This window comes from Kineosphaera limosa NBRC 100340 (genome assembly GCF_000298215.1).
GTDB classification, from domain to species: Bacteria; Actinomycetota; Actinomycetes; order Actinomycetales; family Dermatophilaceae; genus Kineosphaera; species Kineosphaera limosa.
Window position 1 is genome coordinate 1 of the sequence record NZ_BAHD01000111.1, and the last position, 10,404, is coordinate 10,404.

Annotated in this window: 10 protein-coding genes; 6 read left to right on the forward strand and 4 right to left on the reverse strand. The window is 71.5% G+C overall.

Annotated elements, in window-relative coordinates; all coding sequences use genetic code 11:
• The first annotated feature begins 48 nt into the window (after window positions 1-48).
• On the forward strand, window positions 49-828 hold the full coding sequence (locus KILIM_RS20770; RefSeq protein ID WP_040564012.1) for an enoyl-CoA hydratase: 780 nt from the start codon (window positions 49-51) through the stop codon (window positions 826-828).
• 49 nt (window positions 829-877) lie between these two features.
• Here the strand turns inward: KILIM_RS20770 and KILIM_RS20775 are convergent, their stop codons facing one another.
• From KILIM_RS20775 to KILIM_RS20790, 4 genes are read right to left on the reverse strand one after another with little or no spacing between them, the layout of a single operon-like run.
• Window positions 878-1,558 carry a Maf family protein gene (locus KILIM_RS20775; RefSeq protein ID WP_040564013.1) on the reverse strand — a complete coding sequence of 227 codons (681 nt, stop codon included), beginning with the start codon at window positions 1,556-1,558 and terminating at the stop codon, window positions 878-880.
• Window positions 1,559-1,566: 8 nt separating this feature from the next.
• Window positions 1,567-3,327 carry a DUF885 domain-containing protein gene (locus KILIM_RS20780; protein ID WP_051988919.1) on the reverse strand — a complete coding sequence of 587 codons (1,761 nt, stop codon included), beginning with the start codon at window positions 3,325-3,327 and terminating at the stop codon, window positions 1,567-1,569.
• Window positions 3,324-3,587: an acyl-CoA carboxylase epsilon subunit gene (locus KILIM_RS20785; RefSeq protein WP_006594730.1), complete on the reverse strand. Its 264-nt coding sequence runs from the start codon at window positions 3,585-3,587 to the stop codon at window positions 3,324-3,326. Before KILIM_RS20785 ends, KILIM_RS20780 begins: the two co-directional genes overlap by 4 nt.
• The gene (locus KILIM_RS20790; RefSeq protein WP_006594731.1) at window positions 3,584-5,203 is read right to left on the reverse strand and encodes an acyl-CoA carboxylase subunit beta; all 1,620 of its coding nucleotides are present in this window, start codon (window positions 5,201-5,203) and stop codon (window positions 3,584-3,586) included. Before KILIM_RS20790 ends, KILIM_RS20785 begins: the two co-directional genes overlap by 4 nt.
• A gap of 33 nt (window positions 5,204-5,236) precedes the next feature.
• Here KILIM_RS20790 and KILIM_RS22905 point away from each other — a divergent pair, with 33 nt between their 5' ends.
• From KILIM_RS22905 to KILIM_RS20815, 5 genes are all read left to right on the forward strand, one after another.
• The gene (locus KILIM_RS22905) at window positions 5,237-6,172 is read left to right on the forward strand and encodes a biotin--[acetyl-CoA-carboxylase] ligase (protein ID WP_246308829.1); all 936 of its coding nucleotides are present in this window, start codon (window positions 5,237-5,239) and stop codon (window positions 6,170-6,172) included.
• Window positions 6,173-6,356: 184 nt separating this feature from the next.
• Window positions 6,357-7,586: an adenylate/guanylate cyclase domain-containing protein gene (locus KILIM_RS22910; protein WP_157551872.1), complete on the forward strand. Its 1,230-nt coding sequence runs from the start codon at window positions 6,357-6,359 to the stop codon at window positions 7,584-7,586.
• Window positions 7,587-7,675: 89 nt separating this feature from the next.
• Window positions 7,676-8,575, forward strand: a complete 900-nt coding sequence (locus KILIM_RS20805; protein ID WP_006594734.1) for an enoyl-CoA hydratase/isomerase family protein — start codon at window positions 7,676-7,678, stop codon at window positions 8,573-8,575.
• A 104-nt stretch (window positions 8,576-8,679) separates the two neighbouring features.
• Window positions 8,680-9,357, forward strand: a complete 678-nt coding sequence (locus KILIM_RS20810) for a response regulator transcription factor (protein WP_006594735.1) — start codon at window positions 8,680-8,682, stop codon at window positions 9,355-9,357.
• Between the two features lie 3 nt (window positions 9,358-9,360).
• A complete protein-coding gene (locus tag KILIM_RS20815; RefSeq protein WP_006594736.1) occupies window positions 9,361-10,353 on the forward strand; it encodes a sensor histidine kinase in 993 nt (330 codons plus the stop codon).
• Window positions 10,354-10,404: the final 51 nt, after the last annotated feature.

Below are 10,404 nucleotides of genomic sequence, written 5' to 3' on the forward strand. Positions count from 1 at the left end.
TTCACTGATTCTTCGCCCCGCTCTTTTTGTTTGGGCCAGACTGTGCCCATGACGACCAACGACGACCCGGTGCTCGTTCAGCGCGACGGCGGGGTGCTGCGGATCACGATCAATCGGCCCGAGGCGCTCAACGCGTGCACGACGTCGATGTTGCGCACCATCGAGGGCGCCCTCAACGCTCACGACCGCGACCCGCAGGTGCGGGTGGCGGTGCTCACGGGAGCCGGCCGGGGTTTCTGCTCCGGAGCCGACATCGGCGGCAAGGACGGCGATCTGCCCACGGTCGACACGCTCGACGCGGCCAACGCTGCGATTGCCGCGATCCGCCGCTTCCCCCGGCCGGTGCTCGCCCTGACCCGCGGACCTGTCGCCGGCGTCGGGGTCTCGTTGGCGATCGCGTGCGACCTGGTGCTGGCGGGAGAGGACGCATTCTTCCTCCTGGCCTTCTCCAAGATCGGGCTCATGCCGGACGGGGGAGCGACCGCTCTGGTGGCCGCGTCGATCGGGCGGGCCCGCGCCATGCGGATGGCGCTGCTCGCCGAGAAGGTCACTGCCACACAGGCGCACGAGTGGGGGCTCATCAGCCACGTGGTGCCTGTCACCGACTACGAGCAGGCAGCCGCGGACCTGGTCGAAGCTCTGGCCGCCGGCCCGTCCCTGGGTTACCGGGCCGCCAAGGATGCCATCAACGACGCCACGCTCACCGAGCTCGAGAACGCCTGGCGCCGCGAACGCCAAGGCCAAGGCGACCTCCTGCTGACCGCCGACTTCGCCGAGGGGCAGGCCGCCTTCCAACACCGCCGCCCCCCCACCTTCACCGGCAGCTGACGGTAGCGGTCCGGGTGCACGGCCAACTGACGTACCGGGCTGGCCGCGGTCAGGTCAGGGCGTGCCAGGGGACAGCGAGGTCGGCGAGCAGGGTGCGCAGGAGCGGGAGGCTCACGCCGACCACGTTGTGGAAGTCGCCCTCGATGCTCTCGACGTACGGGCCGCCGAGACCGTCGACGGTGAACGCGCCGGCCACCCGCAGGGGCTCGCCCGTGTCGACGTAGGCGTCGATCTCCGCATCGGTGAGGTTCGCGAACCGCACCAACGTCGAGCCGACCGAACCGAGCGTCGCGCCGCTGCCCCCGCAGTCGCGGGCCCGCACGTCGACGAGCCAATGACCGGTGTGCAGCACTCCTGTGCTGCCGCGCATTAGGGCCCAGCGCTGCCGCGCGACCTCCGGGGATTCCGGCTTGCCGTAGGCCTGCCCGTCGAGCTCCAGCACCGAGTCGCAGCCGAGCACCACATCGGGCTCGGTCGAGGCGTCGGCGCGACCGCCGGTGCGCAACTCGGCGGCGACGGCCTCGGCCTTGGCGCGGGCCAGCAGCAAGGCGATCTCGGCGGGCTCCAACGGGCCGAAGTGATGCTGGGCCTCCGCGAGGACGGCGTCCTCGTCGACACCGCTGACCCGCACCAGCGGCGAGACACCCGCGGACCGCAACGTCGCGAGCCGCGCAGGGGAGGCCGACGCCAACAGCAACTGCACCGTCGTCGCTGCCTCCGAGCCGGGCATCAGGTCGATCACGGTGCCTGCGGGGTGAGGACGGCCCGCCGCAGGGTGTCGAGCCCGACGCCGCCCATCGCGAGGGCGCGCTCGTGAAAAGCCCGCAGGTCGAAGTCGGCGCCCTCACGGGCCCGCACCTGCTCGCGCAGGTCGAGCCACAGGCGTTCACCGATCTTGTAGGACGGTGCCTGCCCCGGCCAACCGAGGTAACGGTCCAGCTCGAACCGGGCCATCGGCTCCGGGATGAGGGCGGACGCGCGCAGTAGCGCCCACGCCTTGTCGTAGGTCCACGCGCCGCCGCCGACCGCCTCCGGAGCCTCGAAGCCGCAGTGCACGCCGATGTCGATGACGACCCGCGCCGCCCGCAGCGACGCCGCGTCGAGCATGCCGAGTCGGTTGCCCGGGTCGGCGAGGTATCCGAGCTCGTCCATGAGCCGCTCGGCGTACAGCGCCCACCCCTCGCCGTGCCCCGACGTCCACGACAGCATCCGCCGCCAGCGGTTGAGCTGCGCGGAGTTCACGACGGCCTGCCCGATCTGCAGGTGATGCCCGGGCACGCCCTCGTGGTAGACGGTCGTTTGCTCCTGCCATGTGGAGAACGTCGTGACCCCGGGCGGCACCGACCACCACATCGCGCCCGGGCGCCGCAGGTCGTCCGACGGGCTCGTGTAGTAGATGCCGCCGGTCTGCGTCGGCGCGATGCGAGCCTCGATGCGCCGCAACGGATCCGGGATGTCGAAGTGTGCCCCGGCGAGGGCGTCGACGGCCGTGTCGGCCTGCTCCTGCATCCAGGCGCGCAGCGCGTCGGTGCCGTGCAGCTGATACCGAGGGTCGTCGTCCAGGGCCTGTGCGGCGGCCGCGACGATGTCGGGGTCGGAGGCCGAGCCGCCGGTGATCGAGGCGGCCAGGGCGGCCATCTGCGCCCGGATGTCGGCAAGCTCGGCGACCCCCCAGGCATAGGTCTCCGCGAGGTCGACCTCCGCGCCGAGGAAGAACCGCGAGTGCAGCCCGTACGCCTCGCGCCCGCAGGCGTCGTCCTCCGAGGCGATCGGGGCGAGGTCGTCGCTGAGTCGGCGCGCGGTGTCGCCGTAGCCGACGCGGGCTGCCGCCGCAGCCGCCTCCAGGTCGGCGAGCACCGACGCCGGCAGCGGGTCTCCCTCGCCCAGCCGCGCCCGACCCGGCAGTTGAGCGAAAAAGCCCGTCTGGGAGGCGAATCCCTGCGCCTGTTCGATGCACGCCAGCACCTGGCGGCGGGCCGCGACCCGGCCCTTGCCGCCTCCCGCGCCGTCGCGGGCATACAGCAGCGAGGCGTGCCACTGCTCGAGCGCCAGCGGAATTGCGGACATCCGCTGCGCGAGCGTCGCCCAGTCGTCGGCGGTGTCGGTCGGCATGAGGTCGAGCACGTCGCGCACCGCCTGCATCGGCGATGCGAGCACGTTGAGCTCGGCGTGGGGGATGCCGGCGTCGAACTGCTCCAGGCCGACCCCGATCCGCTCCCGCATCGCCTCCAGGGTCACCGCGTCGGTGGCGTCGACGGCCGTCAACGCCTCGAGGCCTCGCAGCGTGCGACGGTCCAGGTCGGTGCGCTCGGCGATGCCGTCGGGGGAGAGGTCGTCGAGGCGGCTCTCGTCGCCCGGCAATCCCACGGCGGTGGCCAGCAGCGGCCGTAGCGCCACGACCGCGTCGACGTACGCATCCGCGGCCTTGTCGATGGCCGTCCACTCGCGCTGCCCACTGACCTGACCAGGGTGCCCGCCCTCGGGCGTCGTCGCCGTCAACGGCCGCCCCAACCGTGCCCGCGCATCATCCGCGGCCTGAGTACCTGCCAGCGGCTACCCCAGCCGCGGCGCTTCGCGGCCGGCTCCGGCTCGGGCTCCCCGCCCCACGCCAGGGCGGCGACGACCACACTCAGCGCCGCGACCTCCTCCGGGCTCGGGTCGCCCCGCTCGACCCGGAACAACACCTGCAGCGGCTGCTCCGCTGGCGCCTCGGCGCTCTCACTCGTCTGGCTCACGGTGGCGTTCACGGCGGCGCTCACAGCGGGATGTTCCCGTGCTTGCGGGTCGGCATGTCGGCTTGTTTGTGCCGCAACGCCCGCAGGGCCTTCACGACGTGCCCGCGGGTCTGGCGGGGCCGGATGACCGCGTCGATGTACCCGCGCTCGGCCGCCATGTAGGGGTTGGCCAGCGTCAGCTCGTACTCGTCGATGAACCGGGCTCGCACCGCGTCGACGTCCTCACCGGCATCCAGGGCCGCTTGAATCTGCTTGCGGTACAGGATGTTCACGGCGCCTTGGGCGCCCATGACGGCGATCTGCGCGCTCGGCCACGCCAGGTTGATATCGGCACCCAGGTGCTTGGAGCCCATGACGTCGTACGCGCCGCCGTACGCCTTGCGCAGGATGACGGTGATGAGCGGCACCGTCGCCTCCGCGTACGCGTAGATGAGCTTGGCGCCGCGGCGGATGATGCCGTCCCACTCCTGATCGGTGCCCGGCAGGAAGCCCGGCACGTCGACGAACGTCAACACGGGAATGGAGAACGAGTCGCAGGTCCGCACGAACCGCGCCGCTTTCTCCGAGGCGTCGATGTCCAGAGTGCCCGCGAGCTGGCTCGGGTTGTTCGCGACGATCCCGACGCTGTGCCCTTCGACCCGCCCGAAACCGGTGACCATGTTCGGCGCAAAAAGGCCGTGCACCTCCGTGAAGATGCCGTCGTCGAGCACCGTGGAAATGACCTCGTGCACGTCGTACGGGGTGTTCGTCGAGTCGGGGATGAACGTGTCGAGCGCCTCGTCCTCCGGGCGCAACTCGAGCAGCTCGTCGCCCTCGGACTCGAACACCGGCGAGGAGTCGAGGTTGTTGGCCGGCAAGTACGAGAGCAGGTCTTTGACGTACTCGATCGCGTCGTCCTCGTCGTGCGCCAAGTAATGCGCCACACCCGACTTGGAGTTGTGCGTGCGGGCGCCCCCGAGGTGCTCGAAGTCGACATCTTCACCGGTCACGGTCTTGATGACGTCGGGGCCGGTGATGAACATGTGCGAGGTGCGGTCGACCATGACGACGAAGTCAGTGATCGCCGGCGAATACACGGCGCCGCCGGCACACGGGCCCATGATGAGGCTGATCTGCGGAATGACACCGCTGGCCCGCACATTGCGGCGGAAGATCTCGCCGTACATGCCGAGGGAGACCACGCCCTCTTGAATGCGGGCGCCACCGGAGTCGTTGATGCCGACCACCGGGCAGCCCATCTTCATCGCCAGGTCCATGACCTTGATGATCTTCTCGCCGAAGACCTCACCGAGGGAGCCGCCGAAGACCGTGAAGTCCTGCGCGAACACGCACACCGTGCGGCCGTCGACCGTGCCGTACCCGGTGATGACCCCGTCTCCGTACGGGCGGTTGGTCTCCTGCCCGAAGTTGCGAGACCGGTGCCGGGCCAACTCATCGAGTTCGACGAAGCTCCCCTCGTCGAGCAGCAGCCCAACGCGCTCGCGGGCAGTTTTCTTGCCCTTCGCGTGCTGCTTCTCGACGGCGCGGGCCGAGCCGGCGTGGATCGCCTCGTCGGTCCGGTCCTGGAAGTCCGCCAGCTTGCCGGCCGTGGTGCGCAGGTCGATACCGGTATCGGTGGTGGTCACGGCGACGTCTGTCATGGCCGCCAGCCTAGCCTTGGGGCCGTGGTCGAGATGATGGACTTGGAAGAGCTCGTCCGGAGATTGCATCACCCGCGTGGTGCCTGGGCGCGAGTCGACGTACACGAGCAGGTCGATTCGACGAATACGCAGGCCGCGGGTGATCCGCAGCCGTGGCGGATCGTCGTGGCCGCCGAGCAGACCGCCGGGCGGGGCCGGCAAGGGCGGGCCTGGTCGTCGCCACCGGGCACGTCGGTGTCGCTGTCGATGGTCGTCCCCCTGCCGGCGCCGGGGGTCGACCTGGGCTGGGTGCCGCTGCTCACCGGCCTCGCCGTCGCGCGCGGGCTCGGGGGCCTGCTGGGGCGGCCGGAGGCGTTCGGGCTCAAGTGGCCCAACGACGTGCTCGTCGAGCCGCTGACGCCAGGATCGCCGGGCAAGGTCTGCGGGATCCTGTGCCAGGTCGTCGGCAGCGTCGTCGTCGTCGGGGTCGGCGTCAACGTCAGCGCCCCGCCCGACTCCCTGCCGTCCGCTTCACCGCCCGGCCAGTCGGGCACGTCCGGCCAGCCGCTCCCGCCTGGCCAGCCGCTCCCGCCCGGGCGGCCGGCTGCAGCTGCCGCCCCCTCACCGGGGGGCGACTCGGTCGCGGCACCACCGTCTCCGATACGGGCGGTGTCGTTGGCCGAGTGCGCCGCGTTCGTGCCCCGCCGCGAAGACGTCGTGGTGGCGGTGGCGCAGGCCTTCGCGCAGACCTACGCGCGGTTCGCCTCCGGCGCGGGAGCGTTGCCGCAACTGCGGGCCGAATACAGCGCCGCCTGCGTCTCTGTGGGTCGTGTTGTCGACATCTATCTGCCCAACGGTCGGCACACCGTCGGGACGGCCGAATCGGTCGACAGCGAGGGAAAACTCGTGGTTCGTGAGGCCGGCTCCGGGGAAATATATGCGTTCGCTGCTGGTGATGTATTTCACATTCGACCCCGAAACAGTGCATGATCGAGAGATGAGGAGTGGGGAGGGCGTGCGTTCTGGGGGGCCAGAGGCGCACCCGACACGAGAGCACGAACGACCGTCAGCGCTGCGGCGCCGTCGTAGCGCGCACCTGGGAGGCCGCATCGAAACCGCTCGGGGCGAGGTGCCCGACGAACTGTTCGACGAACCGACGGGAGTCGCATCACCGATGGCCGAGGTGAGAGTGAGTCACGAGTCCGACGAGGCGCTGTGCCAGCCGGAAGACGCGGCACCGGTCGTCGATGCTGCCGCCGACACCCCGGCCGACGCGGTGGAGGCCGCCGACGCTGTCGCGCGGCTGCTCGGGCCCGCCTGCCTGGACCGCACCGACATCGCCGCCAACACCGGCATCCCCCCCGAACGCACCCTGCGCTTCTGGCAGGCCCTCGGATTCGCCGCCGCGCCGACCGACACCGACGCGCGCTACACCCCCGCCGACGAGGCCGCGATCAAGCAGGTCATCGCGTACCTGGCCACCGGCGACATCGACGAGGAGATGGCGCTCGCGATGACCAGGGCCATCGCCCGCAGCGTCGGCCGACTCGCCTCCTGGCAGGCCTCGCTGGTCATGGAGGAGGCGGTGCGCAGCCAGGTCATGGCGGACGAGGAGCCCGACGCCGACAACCCGACCGACCAGGCCGCCGGCGACGCGACCTCCGAACCGGGGGGCGCCTTGCCGGGCAACCTGTCGGCGACGCTGGCGCGGGAGCGGGAGGCCGACGAGGCGCTGTGGAACCGGAAGGTCTCGCCGGAGCTCTCCCGGGCCGCGGGCGAGCGGCTGCTGGGGATGGTCGACGACATCGAACCGATGATCATCTACGCCTGGAAGCGCCACCTCGCCGCCACGATCGGACGGCTCATGACCAACGACGCGGAGAGCGAAGCGGACGGCGCGCAGCGGTCCGTCGGGTTCGCCGACATGGTCGGGTTCACGACGCTCGTGCGGCGCCTGTCCGAGCGGCAGTTGGCCCGGCTCGTGGGGCAGTTCGAGGTGCTCGCCTCCGAGATCGTCGCCTCGCACGGCGGGCAGATCGTCAAGATGCTCGGCGACGAGGTCGTCTACGTCGCCGACACCCCCGGCTGCGCCGCCGCGATCGCGCTCGACCTGCTCGAGGCGGTCGCGCAGGACGCCGCCATGCCCGACCTGCGCATCGGCATGGCCCACGGGCCCGTGCTCGCGCACCTGGGCGACGTGTTCGGCACCACCGTCAATCGGGCCAGTCGCCTGACGAACCTGGCCCAGCCCCATACGGTGGTCGTTGACGACAGCATGGCGTCGCACCTGCAGGGGGCGCCGGGTGTGGAGATGAGCCGGCTTCCGCCGCGCGCGCTGCGCGGTCTGGGGATGACGGTGGTCTGGCACCTGTGGCGGGCCCCGCAGGTCCAGCCCGGGTCCTGAGGTTCGCCGAGGCCTTCGAGAGTCTTCGAGAGCTTGGCGGGCGCAGGCCCGGGCGGCGGTGCCGCACCAGACTCCGGAAGGACCCGCCCGTGACCGAGCCGACCGAGGCCCAGCCGACCACGACCCAGCCGACCGACGCGGCCGCCGCGGCCGCCGCCGGCGCGAGCTCGGGGCGGGAGTTTGTGCGCCTGGTGCGGCACAGCGCGCCGGGCGTCGACGATGCCGGACGGGCCTATGTCGCCGAAATCGTGCTCGACCGGCCGCAGGCGATGAACGCGGTCTCGACCCAACTCGCGCGCGAACTCGGCGCTACGTGCGCCGACCTCGCTGCCGAGGCGCTGACGGGGGGCGTGCGGGCGGTCGTGCTGTCGACCAGCAACCCCAAGGCGTTCTGTGTGGGCGCCGACCTCAAGGAGCGCAAGACCTTCACCGACGCCGACCTCATGGCCCAGCGGCCCATCGCGCGCGCCGCGTACACCGGGGTGCTGACGCTGCCGGTGCCGGCGATCGCGGCCGTCGAGGGGTTCGCCCTCGGCGGAGGCTGCGAGTTGGCGCTGTCGTGCGACCTCATCGTCGCGGGTGACGCGGTGACGATCGGCTTGCCGGAGGTGTCCGTCGGCGTCATCCCCGGCGGTGGCGGCACCCAGCTGTTGACCCGTCGCGTGGGGTGGTCGCGTGCCGCGCGGGTGATCTTCACGGCCGCCCGTCTGCGCGCCCAGCAGGCGGCTGAGCTGGGGCTCATCGACGAGGTCGTGGCCGCGGGGTCGGCGCGGGAGCGGGCGCTGGACCTTGCTCACGGCATCGCTGCTCACTCACCGGTCGGCGTCCGCAACGCCAAGAAGGCCATGCGGCTGGGCTTCGACGTCGACCTGGCCGCCGGGCTGGAGATCGAGGACGGCTGCTGGCGCGCCACCGCCTTCTCCGGCGACCGCCACGAGGGAGTCGCCGCGTTCAACGAGAAGCGCACTCCCGACTGGCCCGGGGTCTAGGGTCGGCCGGGTTTCGCGCCTTACGAACCGCTGCGCCGCAGATGCGTGACACCTCACGGCGGGGTCGGCTGTGCGGATTCCGCACCTAGCCCTACGATGTCGCCATGGCGAGAGTGCTACTGGCGGAAGACGATTCCGCAATCTCTGAGCCTCTTGCGCGGGCGTTGCGGCGGGAGGGTTACGACGTCGTCGTGTGCGGCGACGGCTTGCAGGCATACGAGGCCGGGCGTTCCGGACCAGACCTGGTGGTGCTCGACTTGGGCCTGCCGCGCATGGACGGTCTCGAGGTCTGCCGCAAGCTGCGGGCCGACGGGCGCACCGCGCCGATCCTCATGCTCACCGCCAGGGCCGACGAGGTCGACACCGTCGTCGGCCTGGATGCCGGCGCCGACGACTACGTCACCAAGCCGTTTCGACTCGCGGAGCTGCTCGCGCGGGTGCGGGCTCTGCTGCGGCGCACCGGCCCCGGCGACGTGCCCGACAAGGACGTCGTGCGCATCGACCCGCAGGCGCGCCGCGCCTTCCTCGGCGAGGAAGAGATGCAGCTGACCGCCAAGGAGTTCGACCTGCTGCGGGTGTTGCTGCGCGAGCAGGGCAAGGTCGTCTCCCGCGAGCAGCTCATGCGCGAGGTGTGGGCCACCCACTGGTACGGCTCGACCAAAACCCTCGACATGCACGTCTCCGTGTTGCGCCGCAAGCTCGGAGAGGACGTCGCCCGGCCGCGGTTCATCACGACGGTGCGCGGGGTGGGCTTCCGGTTCGAACGCACCGATCAGGTCTGAGCCGTGCGCGCCGCTCTGCTGCGCTCGACACTGCTGGCCGTGGCGCTGTCGATCGCGGTGCTGCTGGTGCCTGTCGTGGTGCTGCTGGGGATGCGTGCGGTCGGTAGCGACCCGACCCTGGGCCAGGCGGAGATTGCGGTGCCGCTCGTGTTGGGGATGGTCGTGTTGCTCGGCCTGGGCGTGTGGGGGGTCGTGCGGGACCAATCCCGGCGCGTCGCCGACCCGCTCGCGCGGCTGGCCGAACAGGCCGAACGCCTCGGCGCCGGCGACACCCGGTTCACGCCGCCGACCAGCGGCATCGCCGAGATCGACGCCGTCTCCAACGAGCTGACCCGCAGCGGCCGCAAGCTGCTCAGCACGCTCAGCAGCGAACGCGAATTCGCCGCCGACGCCTCCCACCAGCTGCGCACCCCGCTGACCGCGCTGCTCATGCGGCTGGAGGAGATCACCATGCTGGACGACCTCGACGCGGTGCGGGAGGAGGCGACGATCGCCATCGAGCAGGTCGAGCGGCTCAACGACACCGTCGCCACGCTGCTCTCCCGCACGCGGCACACGACCCAGACGCCGCACGCGGTACGGGTCGACCGGGTGCTGGCCGAGCTGCAGCGGCTGTGGCAGCCGGCGTACGAGGCGGCGGCTCGCTCGATCCACGTGACCGGCGAGCGGGGAGTGTCGGTGGTGGCCACCGATGCGGCGCTCGCGCAGATCCTCGGCACGCTCATCGAGAACTCGCTGGCCCACGGGGAGGGGGCCTGCCGGGTCGACGTGCGGCACTCCGGAATCTCGGTGGTCATCGAGGTCAGCGACGACGGACCCGGCGTGCCGCCCGAGATGGCGCCGTTCGTGTTCGACCGCGGGCAGAGTTCCAAGAGCACCGGCCTGGGGTTGGGCCTGGCCCGCGACCTCGCCGAGGGCTACGGCGGCCGCCTGGAGCTCGTGCGCGTGCACCCCGTGCTCTTCGCCCTCTTCCTCTCCGGCGCCGACGAGGAGTAACCCGCGCGGGCCGCCCCTGCGGGCGCCGCCCCCCGCGGGCCCCGCCCCTCG

What these genes read in the sequence shown, in the direction of transcription:
- KILIM_RS20770 (WP_040564012.1), top strand. Translation starts at nt 49, where the DNA reads ATGACGACCAACGACGACCCGGTGCTCGTTCAGCGCGACGGCGGGGTG.
- KILIM_RS20775 (WP_040564013.1), bottom strand. Translation starts at nt 1,558, where the DNA reads ATGCCCGGCTCGGAGGCAGCGACGACGGTGCAGTTGCTGTTGGCGTCG.
- KILIM_RS20790 (WP_006594731.1), bottom strand. Translation starts at nt 5,203, where the DNA reads ATGACAGACGTCGCCGTGACCACCACCGATACCGGTATCGACCTGCGC.
- KILIM_RS22905 (WP_246308829.1), top strand. Translation starts at nt 5,237, where the DNA reads ATGATGGACTTGGAAGAGCTCGTCCGGAGATTGCATCACCCGCGTGGT.
- KILIM_RS22910 (WP_157551872.1), top strand. Translation starts at nt 6,357, where the DNA reads ATGGCCGAGGTGAGAGTGAGTCACGAGTCCGACGAGGCGCTGTGCCAG.
- KILIM_RS20810 (WP_006594735.1), top strand. Translation starts at nt 8,680, where the DNA reads ATGGCGAGAGTGCTACTGGCGGAAGACGATTCCGCAATCTCTGAGCCT.